Here is an 18,447-nt window from a genome sequence, read left to right as displayed (position 1 = left end):
GACAACTCGGAATCTGTTGGGGAAAGCATTTTATTTTTCAAAGGACATTTCATGCTAGGTCATACTGTCAGCCGATTTTTATTATCCGTCGCTATACTTTTCACGATAACGGCCTCATTTTCTGTTTTAGCCACACCTATTGTGGTGACTGATGTTGCTGGCCGGCAGGTGACATTAGCCCAGCCAGCTTCTCGCGTGATATTGGCTGATGCCAGAGCTTTGATGGCACTGAATATTCTTCACCCGCAAACCCCACTTAAAAGTATCATTGCTTGGGATAATTCACTGAAAGTGAAAGCCGCCGACTTGGTGGAGGCATATGCCAAAAAATTCCCGGAAGTGAATGATATCCCTATGTTTGATAACCCCTACGTGACGGATTTTAGCGTCGAACGAGCGGTATCATTGCAGCCTGACCTCATCATTTTTGATACCGGATTGCTAGCAAAACTTAAAGCCAGTGGTGTATTAGCCCAACTGGATAAGTCCGGTATTCCTGTGCTGTTTATTGATTTTCGCCAGCAACCGTTGACCAATACTGTCCCCAGCATGCTGCTACTCGGCAAAGTGTTTGGCGAAGAAAAGAACGCTGAAGATTTTGTGCGGTTCTATCAGCAACGCCTTGATTTAATTCGACAACGAGTGGCAACGCTGAAACCGGAACAGCGTCCTAGTGTCTTCATTGAACGCCATGCCGGGATGACCGGTGAGGAATGTTGTTCTACTTTCGGTAAGGGGAGTTTTGGGCAATTTATTGCCGAAGCGGGCGGAAATAATATTGGTAGCCAACTGTTTGCGGAAATGGGCGGAGAGATTAACGTCGAGCAACTTATTGTCAGTAATCCTGATTTCTATTTGATGACAGGGGCTGACTGGAGTCGCGGTCACAAAGGTTCGGTCGCTGTACCTTTGGGCTACAACACGGATGCAGGGACAACACAGAAAAAATTGGCACATTTGATGGAGCGTACGGGCGTTAGCGTATTGAAATCGGTGCAGGATAAGAAAGTGATGGCGGTCTATCATCAGTTCTATGACAGCCCGCTCAATGTGGTTGCGGTGGAAGCGATTGCCAAGTTTCTTCACCCGGGATTATTTGCAGATCTGGATCCGCAGGCCGATTTGGAAATGATTCATAAAAAATATACCGCGATTGATTATTCCGGGGTGTTTTGGGTGACTTCCCATCCCTAAATTGAATAAGAACGTCATTCTAATTATTCACAGTAACGGCCTATAACCATTTAATTTTTAATGGTTATTATTATTTGCCGCCCTTTGAAGATGGCGGCAAATAATCTCCCTATCTGCGACAAAATTGATTTACTTGGTAAGCGTAATCATTAAGATTAGCGTTTCCAAAAAAACAATTAGACATACCTCCTTTCGCAATAGGCTCAAAATGTTAACGTTTTCCCGTCTGTCCCTGCTGGCTGCTTCTGTCATGCTGGCATTACCTGCTGTTGCCGCGGAGAAGTCTTCCCAGCCCGTTGCTGCTCAGTCAGCCGAACCTAAAACAGATAAGAATGACCAGCTTTCTGTCGTCGGCAACTGGCTTGATAATACCGACAACAGCACTGTTGTTCTGAATCACCCCGGTGCTCGTACTATCGTGACCCAACAACGTATTCACGAAAAGGGCGCTCAGACTATTGGGGATTCGCTTCGTGGTATTCCTGGGGTACAGGTGCGCGAAAGTAATGGTACGGGAGGGAGTGATATCTCGCTGAATGTCGGCGTGCGTGGGTTAACCTCTCGTTTGTCTCCTCGCTCGACGATTCTGATGGACGGCATCCCGCTGGCCGTGGCCCCTTATGGTCAACCCCAACTTTCGATGGCCCCTTTATCCATTGGTAATCTGCAATCGGTCGATGTGATTCGTGGCGGCGGCGCGGTGCGTTATGGGCCGCAAAATGTGGGCGGAATCATTAACTTTAATACCAAAGCTATCCCACAGGATTTCAGTGGAGCAGTCAGTGCGCAGACACAAGGTGCCAATCATGGTGGGTTAAAAACCCTGAGCAGTGCTTCACTCGGTGGTACCGCAGATAATGGTTTTGGTGCAGCAATACTCTATTCTGGTTTGCATGGTCAGGGATATCGCGACAATAACGACAACACTGATATTGATGATTTCATGTTGAAAACGCGCTATCAATTAACTGAACATGATGAGCTACAAGCTAACTTCCACTATTACGAAGCCCATGCCGGCATGTCGGGTGGGTTGACCCGCGCGCAATACGCTGAGAATCCTTTCCAGTCCACCCGACCTTATGATCAGTTTGATGGACGTCGTCGTGATATGTCATTCAAATATACTCATCAGGAAGATGATAAGCAGTTTGAGTTACTGACGTATTTCACCAAAAGCTTCCGTGGTAGCAACATTGAATCTGAAGGCACTGGGGCTAATCAGGGCCAAAAACGCATGGTGGCTTATCCACGTAATTACACCACCTATGCTATTGAGCCAAGTTATTCACAGTTATTCAGAATGGGTAGCAGCGCCCATGAGGTGACGGTAGGGTATCGCTACCTGAATGAAACCATGGATGAGAAAGCCTATCGCTCCCCTTGGTATAATCCGGCAACAGTGACCTCCACGCCGGCTACACCACAGTATTATCAGCATACCTCCGGCGGTACTGAAGCCCATGCTGTGTATATTGATGATGCAATCAATATCTCTGACTGGACTATCACACCGGGTCTACGTTATGAAAATATACGCACCAATGTGGATGATTCTTTTGCTAATACTCGACGTGAAAAGCAATACAGCGAGCCATTACCTTCACTGAACGTCATGTACCATCTGTCCGATGAGTGGAAGTTGTTTGCTAATGCCAACACCTCCTTCGGCAGCATGCAGTATTTCCAACTCAGTAAAGGGGGCAATGGTAACGCGCCCGCGCCGGGTCTGACGGCGGAAAAAGCCCATAGCTATGAAGTGGGTACCCGTTTTGATGACACAGTAATGACCGGTGAATTGACGTTGTTCTACATCGATTTTGATAACCAACTGCAATACATCAGCAATGATATTGGTTGGACAAATTTGGGTGCGACAACGCATGAAGGTGTGGAGTTGGCGTTTAGCTATGACTTAAGCGAAGTGAACCCGCTGCTGAATGGGGTGAGTGTTTACTCCAGCTACACCTATACCAAAGCCACTACCAAAAGCGGTGATTTTGCCGGTAAGGATTTGCCGTTCTATTCACGTCAGGTATATACCGTCGGTACGCGTTATGAGACGGGTAACTGGGTCTGGAATTTGGATAGTTATGCGCAATCTCAACAGCAGTCTCCAGGAGCAGGTCCGCAGTATATTACTGCCGAAAGTGCTGATGGTCAGTTTGGCCGCATTCCGGGATATATGGTGTGGAATACCCGCGCTGAATATAATTTCGGACCAGCTTGGTCTAATTTGACAATTGGCGCAGGGGTGAAAAACGTGTTTGATCAGCGCTATTTCACGCGTTCTAACGACAATAACTCCGGGAAATATGTGGGAGAACCGCGCACCTTCTTCGTCCAAGGGTCTGTGGCATTCTGATCCCATCATGGCAAGCGGCTGTACAACAGCCGCTTAAACCCAGCGGCTATGCCATTTGCTGGGCTGAGTATTCACCTCGTGTTCTCCCTGCGTAGTGGGTTCTTTTACTTGAATTATCCATTATTTATATAAATGATAATCATTATTGCACTCGTATTATCGAGTGTGAATATTATTCATCTTCTTAATCGATATGTAAGACAAGATCACTTGGTCGACGGATAGGAATAATGGAGTTAATTATCAATAAAAAGCTAATTATGTGCTAAACGAAATGACTATAATGATTAGCTTAAATAGGGGTATCTACCAATAAATTAGCCGACCATTTATTTTTACCTATGACATGGAGCGATTTAATAACAGAATTAAAGATAAATATAATAGTGCCAAACTCAACTATTAACTGAAGAAATAATAGTTGAGTATTGTGCTCGGTGATTTTATCAGGGCGAAGATTCAACCTTAGATAATTTATCTTCGGCAAAGGCAACTTTATTGCGTCCATCCTTTTTAGCCCGATACAGTGCTTCATCTGCGGCTTTGAGTGACGATGCCAGATCATAGGATTGTAAGGGCGAAATCCCAGCACTCAATGTGACTGTCGTAGAGACTTTGTGGTTAAAAACATGTGGAATATCAAGGCCTAAAACTTTCTGTCGGACTCTTTCAGCCAACTGGCTTGCGTACTCTTCGCTCACATGTGTCAATAATACCAAAAACTCCTCACCACCATAGCGCACAACGATGTCCCGTGAACGAACAGCATCGCGAATAGCGGCAGCAACCCGCACCAATGCTTGATCTCCCATGGTATGACCATAGTTATCGTTATAAGCCTTGAAATGATCGATATCGAGTAGCAGTACGTAATGATTGCCAGGAGACTGCGCTAATAGTGTTTCAAGTTTATTTTCCAATCCCCGGCGATTATACAAGCTGGTTAAAGGGTCTATCATACTTAAATCACTGAATTTTTCTCTTTCATTATAAAGGCGTGCGACAAGTTTTCGAGTGAAGTCATCGCTGCGGCGTAGCATCAAATGATGTAAAGAGAAGCCAATGAGCGGCAGCATGATAGTAAATATAATGCGGGAAATATTTTGAAAATCATCCAGAAAAATAACGGTTAGTGCCGAAGGTGCCGTGTGCAGACAAAAGGCAAGAAAGTTATCTGATAGCGCAATCGTGCTGATGAAGAAAATCGTAAACAAGCTGAGTAATAAGTAATTATTTTCATTGGTTCCCAAATATTCATATTTAAGAATGATTTGCCAGGCCCAGAGTACGCCCATGATAATTGCAAATAAATTCAATTTATCGGCATAATTCTTCGAAATAAAATATAAATAAGCAGCAGAACCGAGGCTGATAACGGTGATCAGCACGACAGGTAATGTGATCGCCGGTGTTTCTGACGAGGGTAATATCATACTGAAAATAGCTGACGCCGCATTAAGAAATAGAAAAAGCAGTAAAGAGAGCCGATGCTTACTTTTCAAAAGCTGATCGTAGGAATGGCTATTCATATTCAATTCACTCTGCATAATGGCGTGCTGTCAGTAGACAAATAAACAATATCCTCATGAAGCCATTTTATTCAGGCATCACGATAAATAGTTCTTATAAGTAATTATCTTTGTTTGAATCGTTTTTATGGCTTTAGGAATTTTCTTAGTCAAAATTACCATTTTTGTTTCAGCCTGTCATCATGATGTCGATCAACTCATCAATTTACTCTTCGAAATCTGATATCCCGGTCGTGTCAACAAGGCTATTTCAGTTAAATAATGCTTTTTTTAATGACAACTTCCTGGTGCAGATTGCTCAGTAGTGATATATGATATTAGTTATCATTATCATTTATATTATCATTTGAGCGAGGCGTCATGATGATTACAGCCAGATTAGCAGCTTATCGTTCATGGGGAATCAGCGGTGTTTTGAGTCGCTTAATGTCCAGTGGTTGGGGAATTTTGCTGCCTTTTGCTTTGCTGCCGGTGCTCGAGTGGGCTGATATTACGGTGGGGCAGTTGCGGGTGCTGATCATTATCGCGATGCTGGCAACGGTCAGTATGCTGTATCACTCTCGATTACGGCATTTCCTGTTATTACCTTCTTGCATAGCGCTATTGGGAGGTCTGGCTGCCATATTGATGCACAACGGAATTCATTGATTGATGGTATTGAAAAGTAGTGTGTCTGGCCTGAAGTCGCTAAGAGATTTGACGAGTTTGCGGACAGTAATAATTGAAATCATCGTGGTGCGAAGGGAGGGACTTGAACCCTCACGTCCGTAAGAACACTAACACCTGAAGCTAGCGCGTCTACCAATTCCGCCACCATCGCCCAAATGATTTCTTACTGTTTGTTATGAATTGCGTAAAACTTAGGATTTATATCACCAGCTTGGTGCGAAGGGAGGGACTTGAACCCTCACGTCCGTAAGAACACTAACACCTGAAGCTAGCGCGTCTACCAATTCCGCCACCATCGCATGTGCTGTGCAATATAAATCTTTACTGCTGAAGTTGTTCATTGAGAAAGAAATGTTTGGTGCGAAGGGAGGGACTTGAACCCTCACGTCCGTAAGAACACTAACACCTGAAGCTAGCGCGTCTACCAATTCCGCCACCATCGCGTACCGGAAACATGACTTTTTGATGCAACCACGGGGGCGAATTCTAGAGATTTTCACGTACAGGTCAATACTTATTTCCCCTAAGCGGGACGTTTGCTGTAAAAAGCATCATATGTTGAGTAATTGCTTTGATTACTCAAGCATTTCAAATTTTAAGCGCTGTTCTCTATATCGGAAGGGCTGGGTGGGTAATGAGCAAATAGCGCGATTAGCCAGTCTATAAGGACTCTAACGCGCGGGGCCAAAAAACGCCCCGGTGGGAACATAATAAACAATGGCATTGCCGGTGGCGGCATATCGGGTAATACCTCTATCAGTTCACCTTGTGCTAATTGGTGATGAATTCCAGGGGTAGGTGCTTGAATCAGGCCCAGACCCGCGACACCTGCGGCGATATAGGCATCAGCACCACTAACACTCAACATACCGGGCAATACGCGGCGTTCAACTTTCCCTTGGTGAACAAATTCCAATGGATAATCACGGCTATTGAGTTGCGAGAAATACCCTACGGCTTGATGGCCCGCTAAATCCTCAAGTGACGTCGGAACGCCATATTTTTCGAGGTACGCAGGAGAGGCGCAGGTTATTTGGGGTTGCTGACCAATATTGCGCGCGACGAGTTGTTCATCATGGGGGATCCAGGCACGTAATACACAATCCGCGCCTTCACGCATTAAATCGATGGTGCTGTCATTAGCGCTGAGACTCAGTGTGATATGGGGATAGCGCTGGTAAAAGTCACTCAGTGCTGGGATAACCACATTGCGCGCCAGTGAATGTGGCATATCGATGCGCACTTTTCCTTCTGGTTGCAGCCGTTGATGACTGAATAGCGCGTTTGCTTCTTCAAATGCGGAGAGTAATTGTAAACAGCGCTGATAATAGAGCGAGCCTTCAGCGGTGATATTCACTTGCCGGGTGGTACGAACCAGCAAGCGGACACCGAGCCGCTGCTCGAGCCTCTTTAAGGTATGGCTGACCGTGGCGCGTGGCAACTGCAGTTTTTCTGCCGCTCGACTGAAACTGCCCAACTCAACAATGCGAACAAAAATCTGCATGGCTTGTATTTGGTCCATAATCGTGTCCGCCTATTGTTGGTGTTTTTTGAACAGTGATGAGCTATCTGCATTATTTATCTTTCTCTACGAAACAACCACACTTTCCTCCGACATCACTAATGGGGAATATCACAATGCAACAACGTCAATTAGGTTCGAATGGCCCTCTGGTTTCTGCTCTTGGCCTTGGCTGCATGGGCATGAGTGATTTTTACTCAACCAATCAGGACGTCAATGAGTCCATTGCGACTTTGCATCGAGCACTGGAACTGGGTGTCACGTTACTGGATACCGCGGATATGTATGGCCCGTTTACCAATGAAGAGTTGGTGGGGCGGGCAATCAAAGGAAAGCGAGAGCAGGTCTTTTTAGCCACTAAGTTTGGTATTGTGCGTGATCCAGCAAACCCAGCGGCTCGTGGCGTGAGCAGTCATCCTGATTATATCCGCAAATCTGTTGATGGCAGTTTGAAGCGGTTAGGTGTTGATGTTATCGATCTTTATTATCAACACCGTGGTGATCCGAGTGTGCCGGTGGAGGACGTAGTAGGGACGCTGGCTGATTTGATCACCGCCGGTAAAATTCGGTATATCGGCCTGAGTGAAGTCTCGGCGGCAACATTGGAAAAAGCTCATCAGGTACACCCGATTACTGCTGTACAGAGTGAATACTCACTGTGGACGCGAGATGTAGAAACGTCAGTCTTGGCAATGTGCGAACGCTTAGGTGTGGGTTTTGTTGCCTATAGCCCGTTGGGTCGTGGTTTTTTGACTGGGGCTATCCGCAGCCCAGAAGATTTAGCTGCTGATGATTTCCGTCGTAATAATCCACGTTTTCAGGGGGATAACTTTGCCTTGAATCTGGCACTGGCGGATACCGTGATAAAAATGGCGCAAGAGAAAGGGGTTAAACCATCACAATTGGCATTGGCATGGGTACTGGCACAACGAAGTTTCATTGTCCCTATCCCTGGAACCAAGCGCCGAACCTATCTGGAAGAGAATTTAGCGGCAGCTGATGTGCTACTCAGCCCACAAGAATTGGCAACACTTGATGCAGTATTCCCCTTCCATGCCGCAGCAGGTGAACGCTACGGCGCAGAAGGGATGGTCTATCTTAACGCCTAATATTAACGTTTTTTCTTAGGATCTCGTGGTGGGCGCCCGACCGTTGCCTGATACACCTTAAAGCGGCCATTCTGTGCCAGTACTTCATGGCTGCCAAATGCAGCATCCAGCAGCGCAGGATAAGGCAAGAAGGCGTTCGCCACGATACGTAATTTACCGCCGACATGCAGGTGCGCGGTCGCCCCTCGGATCAACATCTCCGCCGCCGTCAGGCTGGTTTGAATTCCATCATGGAACGGCGGATTTGAAATAATCATCTCGAAACGGCCTTTAATGTCAGAGTAGACATTGCTGGCAATCACTTGCGCTTCAATATTATTCGCCGCCAATGTTGCTCGGCTAGATTCAATGGCTGCCGCACTGACATCACTCAATGTCCATTTGATTTTCGGCGATTGCTGCGCCAGAACTGATGCTAGCACCCCGGCACCACAGCCAACATCTAACACGCTGCCTTTAAACGGCTCGCTGAAAGTGGACAGCAGCAGGTGACTACCAGAATCAAGCGAATCACGGCTGAATACGCCCGGCAAGGTTTTTACTGTTACATCACCGATCTGATAGCTTTCCCACCAAGCATCGGCATCAAATTCGGGCTGCTTATCCAAACGGCCATGATAGAGACCACAGCGGCGAGCACTGTCAATTTTGGTCAGTTGCGCAAACTCAGACAGCATTTCTTCTGCACTGCGCACACCACTACGGTTCTCACCCACCACAAAGATATCGCTACCCACCGGCAATAAAGAGAGCAGATTAGCCAGTTGGAACTGGGCTTCTTGCTTGCTTTTTGGCCAGTAATAAACCAGCGTATCGCAGGTTGCGGCCGTTTCCGCTGTTGCCAAAAGACCGAATTGAACATTCTCTTCCAGCGTATTGCTCAGTAATTGCCAGTGGTGATATTGATTGGTGTGAACCCGTACCCCGGCGGCATCAAATTGCGCTGGCAGCGCATCCTGCAGGTCACCGGCAAATAACACGTGGCGGGCTATAAATTCATCACTATGGCGCAGTATCACTTCACTGGCTGGGGTTAATGCTGACATCAGTCTTTGGCTCCTCAATAATATAATCGGGGATTATAGAGGTTTGTTGGCGCATGTTCGATGGGTTTGCTAGCATAGCGCCGAAATAGGGGTCGCTTTGATAGGAAAGGGCATGGCATCAAGACGAGACTTGCTGTTACAACAGCTTGGCATTACGCAGTGGACATTGCGCCGCCCGGCCGTTTTGCAGGGGGAAATCGCCATCCGCTTGCCTGAAGATACCCGTCTGTTGATTGTGGCAGACCCGCTTCCTGAATCAGATGACCCGCTGTTGTGCGACGTATTGCGTAGCTTAGGGCTGACTCCGCATCAGGCTTATGCGCTGACGCCTGATCAGGTTGCGATGTTACCCGAAGAAACACAGTGCAACAGTTGGCGATTGGGCATCAGTGAACCTCTTGCCGTTGCAGGCGCACAATTACACAGTCCGGCACTGGCCGGGCTTTATCAAGACGCAAGCGCGAAGCGCGCACTTTGGCAGCAGATTTGTCATCATGAAGCAGATTTCTATCCTGACGCCAGCCGATCTGGCCACAGCGTATCAAATTGAACAAGCCAGCCACGCTTTTCCGTGGACGGAAAAAACCTTGGCGAGCAATCAGGGTGAGCGCTACCTCAATTTTAAACTGAGTGTTGATCAGCAAATGGTCGGCTTTGCCATTACCCAAATGGTATTGGATGAAGCAACGCTGTTTAATATTGCCATTGATCCGCAGCATCAGCGCCAAGGTTATGGCCGTTTGCTGCTTGAGCATGTGATTGCACAGTTGGAAACGCGTAATATCTTCACTCTTTGGCTTGAAGTTCGGGCCTCAAATGCAGGCGCGATAGCCTTGTATGAAAGCCTCGGGTTTAACGAGGTTTCCGTGCGCCGCAACTATTATCCAAGTGCGAATGGGCGTGAAGATGCCATTATGATGGCGTTGCCCATGGGGTAGTGCCGTTTTACGGATAATAAATTGTCTATCCCGGTTAAATCAGGGAAAATACCGCGCTATAACACTGATTCTCGCTTTCCTGAATCGCGCATGGCACCAGATGTCATGCCAGAGCAGGGGGCCTAAAAGTAGAAACTTCAAACTATGTCTCCAAGTGAATATGCACAGGAAGTCGCGAAAAGACGTACTTTCGCGATCATTTCTCACCCCGATGCCGGTAAAACCACCATTACCGAAAAAGTGTTGCTGTTCGGACACGCCATTCAGACCGCTGGTACGGTAAAAGGCCGTGGCTCTAGCCATCATGCCAAATCTGACTGGATGGAAATGGAAAAACAACGTGGTATCTCCATCACTACGTCCGTGATGCAGTTCCCGTATGGTGGCTGTCTGGTTAACTTGCTGGATACCCCGGGGCATGAAGACTTCTCCGAAGATACCTATCGTACTCTAACGGCGGTTGACTGTTGTCTGATGGTGATTGATGCAGCGAAAGGGGTAGAAGATCGAACCCGTAAGCTGATGGAAGTCACCCGTTTGCGTGATACTCCGATCCTGACCTTCATGAACAAATTGGACCGCGATATTCGTGATCCTATGGAAGTCCTGGATGAAGTGGAGCGCGAGCTAAAAATTGCGTGTTCACCGATAACCTGGCCGATTGGCTGCGGTAAGTTGTTTAAAGGGGTTTACCACCTTTATAAAGATGAAACTTACCTGTATCAGACCGGTAAAGGCCACACCATCCAAGAAGTTCGCATTGTTAAAGGGCTGAATAACCCAGACTTGGATATTGCTGTGGGTGAGGATTTGGCGAAGCAGTTCCGCCAAGAGCTTGAACTGGTACAGGGCGCGTCGCATGAATTTGACCATGAAGCATTCCTGTCCGGTGACTTAACCCCAGTCTTCTTTGGTACTGCACTGGGCAACTTTGGTGTTGACCATATGTTGGATGGCTTGGTTGAGTGGGCTCCTGCGCCAATGCCACGTAAAACAGACACGCGCGAAGTGGTTGCAGCTGAAGAGAAATTTACCGGTTTTGTCTTTAAGATTCAGGCTAATATGGATCCAAAACACCGTGACCGCGTTGCTTTCTTGCGTGTGGTTTCTGGCCGTTTTGAAAAAGGGATGAAACTGCGTCAGGTACGTATTAAGAAAGATGTGGTTATCTCAGATGCTTTGACCTTTATGGCGGGCGACCGTTCGCATCTTGAAGAAGCTTATGCGGGCGACATTATCGGCCTGCATAACCACGGTACTATTCAGATTGGTGATACCTTCACTCAAGGTGAAGATATGAAGTTCACTGGTATTCCGAACTTTGCCCCTGAATTGTTCCGTCGCATCCGTTTGCGTGATCCGTTGAAACAGAAACAGTTACTGAAAGGATTGGTTCAGTTGTCAGAAGAGGGAGCGGTGCAAGTCTTCCGTCCATTGACCAACAACGATCTGATCGTCGGGGCAGTCGGTGTTCTGCAGTTTGAAGTCGTTTCTTCACGACTGAAAAGTGAATACAACGTGGAAGCGGTGTATGAATCCGTTAACGTTTCGACAGCCCGTTGGGTTGAATGTGACGACGTGAAGAAATTCGAAGAGTTTAAACGTAAGAATGAAGTTAATCTGGCATTAGATGGCGGTGATAATTTGAGCTATATCGCCCCTACAATGGTTAATTTGAATATTACGCAAGAGCGTTACCCGGAAGTTCGTTTCCGTAAAACTCGCGAACATTAATCAAGCTGCAAGCCGCATTCTATCGGGGTACTCAGTGCCCCGATTCATTAATATATCTCACTATTTTTCCTCTAAGATAACTCCGACTTAGTAATAAAATTCCTGCTTTAGTCCTATTCCGACTGTCTTTCTCCTGAGATGCTCTATCTTTATAGATACCAGCAGGATTGACTTGCATCAATTTTAGGTCAGTTAACCTGCAGTAATCGTAAAGTATTCATCAAGTACCCACCGATATAAGGTGGCGTAAGAATCAGTAAATTGGGCGTTATATCCAATTTGGGGTTCAAAACAAAAAAGGAAGAAATCGATGACAAACACAAAATTTGCCCGTTCAGTGATGGCTATTGTTTTAGGTACTGCGTTGATGAGTAGTGGCGCATTTGCTGAAGAAACGATGCTAAATAAAGCCTCCAACGCTGTGGACAGTACCGGTGCTAAACTCGATAGTTCCATGAAGAAAGTTGATAATTACATGGGGGATAGTGCAGCAACGGCAAAAGTAAAAAGTGCCTTGCTGGAAGAAAAATCCCTTAAAAGCACAGATATCTCTGTCGAAACCAACCATGGCGTTGTCACGCTCAGTGGTTTCGTTACCTCTCAGGCCGAAGCTGAAACCGCCGTTGAAATCGCCGGTAATGTTGAAGGTGTTAAATCGGTCAGCGATAAGCTCCATGTAAAAGATCAAAAAACGCAATCAGTCAGCGAATATGCTGGTGATGCTGCAACAACCAGCTCAATCAAAGCCAAACTACTGGCCGATGACATCGTCCCTTCACGTAAAGTGAAAGTAGAAACAACGGATGGTGTCGTGCAGTTATCTGGTGATGTTGAAAATAAAGCACAATCCGAGCGTGCAGAGAGCATTGCTAAAGCGGTTGATGGCGTGAAAAGCGTTAAAAACGACCTCAGCATCAAGCCTTAATTATTATCAGGCGGTTAGGTATTTCGTGGCTCCGTCATATTATCCACGAAATACCTTTAATCAGTCCGTCAGCTAAATAACCCATCCAATAAACCCAATAAAACGACTTCTGTTAAATACGCTACTGTTAAATAGACAGAGGTCATTAAAGAATGGTTCTTGAACGAGAGTTTACGAAGTCATTTTTCAAATGGTAAGGAGAAGCTTATGTTTCGCTGGGGCATTATATTTCTGGTCATTGCGTTAATCGCTGCGGCATTAGGTTTTGGTGGGCTAGCCGGTACGGCAGCTTGGGCCGCAAAAGTTGTTTTTGTCGTGGGTATTATCCTATTCCTCATCAGTTTGTTTACAGGACGTAAGCGCCTTTAGTAAAGCGTAATGGTTACAGCAAAGGTAAGAAGGGGTATCCTCGACACCTGTTGTAATGGAATTAAGGATGGATGGTGGGATACAGAATACCTATCACGCTCGGCAATATTGAGCCACTCGCCTATAAACCATACCAACCCGGTAAAATGGCGTTGGTCTGCGAGGGGGGCGGGCAGCGAGGAATTTTTACAGCCGGTGTGCTGGATGAATTCCAACGTGCCCGCTTTAATCCTTTTGATCTGATGATCGGAACCTCCGCAGGGGCACAAAACCTTTCTGCTTTTATCTGCGGTCAACCCGGTTACGCTCGCCGTGTGATTACTCGTTACACCACCACCGCCGACTTCTTCAATCCATTGCGTTTTGTGCGTGGTGGGCACTTAATTGACCTTGATTGGTTGGTAGATATCACCTCTCAGCAGTTACCTCTGGCAATCGACAGCGCCGAACAACATCTCCAGAATGGTCGTGAGTTTCTCATGTGTGCTTGCCGCAGTGAGGATTTCGAACCCACCTATATTTCTCCAACTCGGGAAAGCTGGTTACCGGCAATTAAAGCCTCCAGTGCTATTCCGGGGTTGTATCGCCAAGGCGTTGAGCTAGACGGCGTAAGTTATCAGGATGGCGGAATCAGTGATGCTATTCCTGTCGAAGAGGCTTATCGGCGTGGGGCGGATACCATTGTGGTCATTCGAACCGTACCTTCGCAGGCTTATTATACACCGCAATGGATGAAGCGGATGGAGCACTGGTTGAGTGAAAGTAGCTTGCAACAACTGGTGCGCATTATGCAGCAGCATGAGCAGAGCTATCATCGTATCCAGCAATTCATTGAGAAACCGCCAGGTGATTTGCGTATTTTTGAGATTTTCCCTCCGAAACCACTGGCGAGTAGCGCACTGGGTAGTCGGGTTGCAGCCCTAAACCGGGATTACCATTTAGGTCGTCGCTGTGGCCGCTATTTCTTGGCAACGGTTGGACACTGGTTACTGCCACAAGATCAGATGGACTCCGCTGAAATCAAAGAGAACAAGCCTTCGATCTCCCTTTCTCGCCGTATGATCCAGCCACAAGATATTAACCAGACAGATGAGATGGCCGAGTTGATCGACACTGATGAGTCCACTTTTGATATCAATCAGTCGCCAGATATCATCACATCGGTTGATACTGCAAACGCCACAGGAAATCATCTTTCTGCTCAAATGACGGTGGCAGACAGTGGGCTGATTATTCCCACCACGACACGCAATAAAAAGAAACCGCTACCCGCGGAGATCATTTTGCCTGCGGGCGTGGCGAAAACTAAAGGTGATACAGCCTAATGGCGCAAACTGGCGAGCCGATGCCGTATTTTGTCGATACGCATTGTCACTTTGATTTCCCCCCCTTTAGCGGTAGAGAGGTTGCCAGTTTAGCCAGTGCTGCACAGGCGAATGTGCAGCAAGTCATTGTGCCCGCGGTCAGCGCAGCTTACTTTTCTCGTATTGTTGATTTGGCTGCGAACTACCCGCCGCTCTTCGCCGCGCTCGGTATGCATCCACTCTATATTGCCCAACATCAGGAAGCTGATTTAGCGCTGCTGGCATCATTGCTGGAGAATAAAACGGAAAAATTGGTGGCGGTGGGGGAGATTGGCCTAGATCTCTACATGGATGAGCCGCAGTTGCCATGTCAATTAGCGTTATTACGCGCTCAGTTGACGCTAGCCAAACAGCATGATTTGCCGGTGATATTGCACTCGCGCCGCTCGCACGATCAGCTCGCTTCCGCCTTGCGTAAAGCTGACTTGCCACGCACGGGCGTAGTACACGGTTTTGCCGGGAGCTTAGCGCAGGCGCAGGCATTTATTCGTATGGGCTATTACATTGGCGTGGGCGGTACCATCACTTATGAACGAGCGCAGAAAACACGAAATGTCATGGCAACATTACCGCTGTCAGCATTGTTGTTAGAGACCGATGCCCCGGATATGCCCCTTGCGGGTTTTCAGGGGCAGCCTAACCGGCCAGAGCGGGCGGCAAATGTATTTGCCGTATTATGTGAATTACGCTCAGAAACACCACAAGAGATTGCTGCCCATCTATTGGAGAATAGTCAGCGTTTATTCCAGTTGCCGCCAGTCGAGAAATGCGTTCTGTAGACTGAGCGAACACATGCAAATCACACTAATAGTTAGTCTGCTTTCACCTACCTCACTTTTATAATGTGATGTTAATCACATTAATTGTCTAACAGTTGCTTCCAGTTGTGTTTATTTGTGACAGAGATTGTTTGATAGCGAGATCATGCCAGTATAATCCCCTCCACACACATTATTTAAATATAAATCATTAACAGGATTATCGACATGCTCATGAGTTTAGTCGGAATGGCAGTACTGATATTAATAGCCGTGCTTCTTTCAAGCAATTTTAGGGCGATTAATATCCGCACTGTAGTTGGGGCATTTATTATCCAGGTTGGTATTGGTGCGCTGGTGTTATATGTGCCAATCGGTCGTCGTATCCTTGGCGGGATGTCTCAAGGGGTAGCGAACGTTATTGCATATGGTAATGACGGTATTTCATTTATGTTTGGCGGGCTAGTTTCCGACAAAATGTTTGAAGTTTTTGGCGGCGGTGGTTTTGTATTTGCCCTGCGCGTATTACCCGTTATTGTTTTCTTCTCTTCACTAATCGCCGTTTTATATTATCTCGGCATTATGCAGCTTGTGATTAAGGTATTAGGTGGCGGGCTGCAAAAACTTTTGGGCACATCGCGTACCGAATCTCTTTCTGCGACGGCGAACATTTTTGTCGGCCAGACCGAAGCCCCATTGGTTGTACGCCCTTACATCTCTACCATGACGCAATCTGAATTGTTCGCTGTAATGTGTGGTGGTTTAGCCTCGGTTGCGGGTTCAGTATTGGCCGGTTATGCGCAAATGGGGGTGCCATTAGAATATCTGATCGCCGCTTCCTTTATGGCCGCACCCGGTGGGTTATTGTTCGCGAAATTAATGGTGCCAGAAACTGAAAAAACGCACGATAAAGTCGATGCTATTACGCTGATTGATAAAGACGATCGCCCTGCTAACGTTATTGATGCCGCGGCATCTGGTGCGGCTTCCGGTATGCAACTGGCACTGAATGTCGGGGCAATGTTATTAGCCTTTATTGCATTGATTGCATTGCTCAATGGGATTTTGGGCGGGATTGGCGGCTGGTTCGACTATCCGCAGCTGTCAATGGAATTAATTCTCGGCTGGGTATTCTCGCCAATTGCTTATCTGATCGGCATTCCGTGGGATGAAGCGATGGTGGCTGGTTCCTTTATCGGCCAGAAGATCATTGTGAATGAATTTGTGGCGTTTATGAACTTTGGCCAATATCTCCAGGCCGAAGAGTTAGTGAAAGCCGCAGGTTTGCAGGTGCTTTCTGAGCATTCAAAAGCCATTATTTCTTTTGCTCTCTGTGGTTTTGCCAACTTGTCATCTGTCGCTATCTTGTTGGGTGGGTTAGGCAGTATGGCACCTAATCGCCGCCATGATATTGCACGCTTTGGTCTGAAAGCCGTAGCCGCAGGGACGTTGTCGAACTTAATGAGCGCGACTATTGCCGGTTTCTTCTTGGCTCTCTGATTAAGTTTGGTGACTTGATACTGTTCGGTCATCAGTAGGGCGAATGGACCGCGCTCATCACCGTCATATACTGTATGTATGTGACGGTTTTGTGTGTTTTCCGCGCCCAAACTTTCGGTATTACTCTCATTTATTCGTATTGTGGTTCATATCAATAATCAGGTGGATTCCTGCCCATAAGCTATTCTTGATGCGAGTGGGCATTTACTGTCTTTAAGGCATAAATCAGGTTATTTTGTGACTTTAATCACATATAATACTGTTGCGTTACAAGTTGCTATCAATTTATGTGAATTTGAACACATCTCATGACCGTGTAACGTGTTCAAATAGAGCTATAAGTTAGTGCGGTGAGATGGATCTCAATTGCTCCCCAAGGGTTATCTCCGTGGGGCTATCTTCAAGGAACCAAGTCCGCTCGCCAACGTATTGAGCAAGATAGTTTTTTTCATCATCAAAGAGGTCTAAATGATCTCTTTGTCCGCTCATAAATACATACTCAGTCTTGGTAATGTGCCGGGACTGAAATAGTGTTGGAGAGTTTTATGACCGATTTAACCGCCTGTGCGAGTCTAAAAGATTATGCTAAACGCGCACTGAGTTTGATGGATTTAACCACCCTGAATGACGACGATACCGACGACAAAGTTATTGCTTTGTGTCATCAGGCAAAAAGCCCTGCTGGCAATACGGCAGCAGTCTGTATTTATCCTCGCTTTATTCCTATTGCTCGTAAAACATTACGTGAGCAGGGAACACCTGAGGTCCGTATAGCCACGGTGACCAACTTCCCTCATGGCAATGATGATATTGACATTGCGCTGGCTGAAACCCGCGCCGCAATTGCCTATGGTGCAGATGAAGTGGACGTGGTTTTCCCTTACCGTGCCTTAATGGCGGGTAACGATAAAGTGGGCTTCGAATTAGTCAAACAGTGCAAAGATGCCTGTGCTGACGCGAACGTGTTGTTGAAAGTGATTATTGAGACTGGCGAGTTAAAACAAGAACATTTAATTCGTCAGGCTTCTGAGATTGCTATCAAAGCAGGGGCTGATTTTATTAAAACCTCCACCGGTAAAGTTCCCGTCAATGCCACGTTGGAAAGTGCCGACATCATGATGCGTACCATTCGTGACTTGGGTGTCGGGGAAACCGTCGGCTTCAAGCCCGCCGGTGGCGTACGTACCGCTGAAGACGCTGCACAATTCTTGCAACTGGCCGATAAATTGATGGGTGACGGTTGGGCTGATGCTCGCCACTTCCGCTTTGGCGCATCTAGCCTGTTGGGCAGTTTGTTGACAACTCTGGGTCATCAGAGTGAGAGCAACACCAGCGGTTACTAGCGGTTATCGCAGACTTTGAACTGAGCAGATGCATTGTGGGCTATTTTGCCCACAGTGTGGCTTTTTCCATATTTATGCCCCG

The 18,447-nt window shown here is 46.9% G+C and carries 16 protein-coding genes and 3 tRNA genes; 13 read left to right on the top strand and 6 right to left on the bottom strand.

Going from position 1 to position 18,447, the window contains the following annotated elements:
* Window positions 1-51 precede the first annotated feature (51 nt).
* Both ACIOG0_RS18695 and ACIOG0_RS18690 read left to right on the top strand, forming a co-directional pair.
* A complete protein-coding gene (locus ACIOG0_RS18695; RefSeq protein WP_050140928.1) occupies window positions 52-1,194 on the top strand; it encodes an ABC transporter substrate-binding protein in 1,143 nt (380 codons plus the stop codon).
* Between the two features lie 208 nt (window positions 1,195-1,402).
* Window positions 1,403-3,559 carry a TonB-dependent siderophore receptor gene (locus ACIOG0_RS18690; RefSeq protein WP_128451355.1) on the top strand — a complete coding sequence of 719 codons (2,157 nt, stop codon included), beginning with the start codon at window positions 1,403-1,405 and terminating at the stop codon, window positions 3,557-3,559.
* 446 nt (window positions 3,560-4,005) lie between these two features.
* On the opposite strand, the gene ACIOG0_RS18685 is transcribed toward ACIOG0_RS18690, so the two are convergent.
* The gene (locus ACIOG0_RS18685; RefSeq protein ID WP_050100033.1) at window positions 4,006-5,106 is read right to left on the bottom strand and encodes a GGDEF domain-containing protein; all 1,101 of its coding nucleotides are present in this window, start codon (window positions 5,104-5,106) and stop codon (window positions 4,006-4,008) included.
* Between the two features lie 345 nt (window positions 5,107-5,451).
* Between ACIOG0_RS18685 and ACIOG0_RS18680 the strand changes: the two genes are divergently transcribed.
* Window positions 5,452-5,736: a DUF1435 domain-containing protein gene (locus tag ACIOG0_RS18680; protein WP_050100035.1), complete on the top strand. Its 285-nt coding sequence runs from the start codon at window positions 5,452-5,454 to the stop codon at window positions 5,734-5,736.
* An 85-nt stretch (window positions 5,737-5,821) separates the two neighbouring features.
* Here the strand turns inward: ACIOG0_RS18680 and ACIOG0_RS18675 are convergent.
* The 4 genes from ACIOG0_RS18675 to ACIOG0_RS18660 all read right to left on the bottom strand — a co-directional run bounded on the left by ACIOG0_RS18675 (window position 5,822) and on the right by ACIOG0_RS18660 (window position 7,279).
* A tRNA-Leu gene (locus ACIOG0_RS18675) sits at window positions 5,822-5,908 on the bottom strand.
* 61 nt (window positions 5,909-5,969) lie between these two features.
* Window positions 5,970-6,056 (bottom strand) — tRNA-Leu (locus ACIOG0_RS18670).
* 57 nt (window positions 6,057-6,113) lie between these two features.
* Window positions 6,114-6,200: transfer RNA gene (locus ACIOG0_RS18665), tRNA-Leu, on the bottom strand.
* A gap of 152 nt (window positions 6,201-6,352) precedes the next feature.
* The gene (locus ACIOG0_RS18660; RefSeq protein ID WP_050100036.1) at window positions 6,353-7,279 is read right to left on the bottom strand and encodes a LysR family transcriptional regulator; all 927 of its coding nucleotides are present in this window, start codon (window positions 7,277-7,279) and stop codon (window positions 6,353-6,355) included.
* A 116-nt stretch (window positions 7,280-7,395) separates the two neighbouring features.
* Here ACIOG0_RS18660 and ACIOG0_RS18655 point away from each other — a divergent pair, with 116 nt between their 5' ends.
* Window positions 7,396-8,388 (top strand): aldo/keto reductase, encoded by a 993-nt coding sequence (locus tag ACIOG0_RS18655; protein ID WP_050100038.1) that lies wholly within the window; start codon window positions 7,396-7,398, stop codon window positions 8,386-8,388.
* Between the two features lie 2 nt (window positions 8,389-8,390).
* On the opposite strand, the gene rsmC is transcribed toward ACIOG0_RS18655, so the two are convergent.
* Window positions 8,391-9,434: a 16S rRNA (guanine(1207)-N(2))-methyltransferase RsmC gene (rsmC, locus tag ACIOG0_RS18650; RefSeq protein WP_050100041.1), complete on the bottom strand. Its 1,044-nt coding sequence runs from the start codon at window positions 9,432-9,434 to the stop codon at window positions 8,391-8,393.
* Window positions 9,435-9,546: 112 nt separating this feature from the next.
* Between rsmC and ACIOG0_RS18645 the strand changes: the two genes are divergently transcribed.
* From ACIOG0_RS18645 to deoC, 9 genes are all read left to right on the top strand, one after another.
* Window positions 9,547-9,984, top strand: coding sequence for a DNA polymerase III subunit psi (locus ACIOG0_RS18645; protein ID WP_050100043.1), 438 nt, complete (start codon window positions 9,547-9,549; stop codon window positions 9,982-9,984).
* Window positions 9,929-10,372 carry a ribosomal protein S18-alanine N-acetyltransferase gene (gene rimI / locus ACIOG0_RS18640; RefSeq protein ID WP_050100046.1) on the top strand — a complete coding sequence of 148 codons (444 nt, stop codon included), beginning with the start codon at window positions 9,929-9,931 and terminating at the stop codon, window positions 10,370-10,372. Before ACIOG0_RS18645 ends, rimI begins: the two co-directional genes overlap by 56 nt.
* Window positions 10,373-10,516: 144 nt before the next feature.
* Window positions 10,517-12,106, top strand: a complete 1,590-nt coding sequence (prfC, locus tag ACIOG0_RS18635; RefSeq protein ID WP_050100047.1) for a peptide chain release factor 3 — start codon at window positions 10,517-10,519, stop codon at window positions 12,104-12,106.
* A gap of 310 nt (window positions 12,107-12,416) precedes the next feature.
* Window positions 12,417-13,031, top strand: coding sequence for a molecular chaperone OsmY (gene osmY / locus ACIOG0_RS18630; protein ID WP_050100049.1), 615 nt, complete (start codon window positions 12,417-12,419; stop codon window positions 13,029-13,031).
* A 207-nt stretch (window positions 13,032-13,238) separates the two neighbouring features.
* The gene (locus ACIOG0_RS18625; RefSeq protein ID WP_004389381.1) at window positions 13,239-13,400 is read left to right on the top strand and encodes a DUF1328 domain-containing protein; all 162 of its coding nucleotides are present in this window, start codon (window positions 13,239-13,241) and stop codon (window positions 13,398-13,400) included.
* A 71-nt stretch (window positions 13,401-13,471) separates the two neighbouring features.
* Entirely contained in the window at window positions 13,472-14,725 is a 1,254-nt protein-coding gene (locus tag ACIOG0_RS18620; RefSeq protein WP_050100051.1) for a patatin family protein, read from the top strand.
* Between the two features lie 20 nt (window positions 14,726-14,745).
* Complete coding sequence (locus ACIOG0_RS18615) at window positions 14,746-15,543, top strand: TatD family hydrolase (protein WP_072086656.1); 798 nt, start codon at window positions 14,746-14,748, stop codon at window positions 15,541-15,543.
* A gap of 207 nt (window positions 15,544-15,750) precedes the next feature.
* Window positions 15,751-17,022 carry a NupC/NupG family nucleoside CNT transporter gene (locus ACIOG0_RS18610; protein ID WP_072086645.1) on the top strand — a complete coding sequence of 424 codons (1,272 nt, stop codon included), beginning with the start codon at window positions 15,751-15,753 and terminating at the stop codon, window positions 17,020-17,022.
* Between the two features lie 545 nt (window positions 17,023-17,567).
* Window positions 17,568-18,365, top strand: coding sequence for a deoxyribose-phosphate aldolase (gene deoC, locus ACIOG0_RS18605; protein WP_050100058.1), 798 nt, complete (start codon window positions 17,568-17,570; stop codon window positions 18,363-18,365).
* The last annotated feature ends 82 nt before the right edge of the window (window positions 18,366-18,447 follow it).

Origin of the sequence: Yersinia vastinensis (assembly GCF_044905075.1) — a bacterium.
Taxonomy (GTDB): Bacteria; Pseudomonadota; Gammaproteobacteria; order Enterobacterales; family Enterobacteriaceae; genus Yersinia; species Yersinia vastinensis.
Note: the sequence above shows the minus strand (reverse complement) of the source record. Positions and strands in the feature narration are given on the sequence as shown.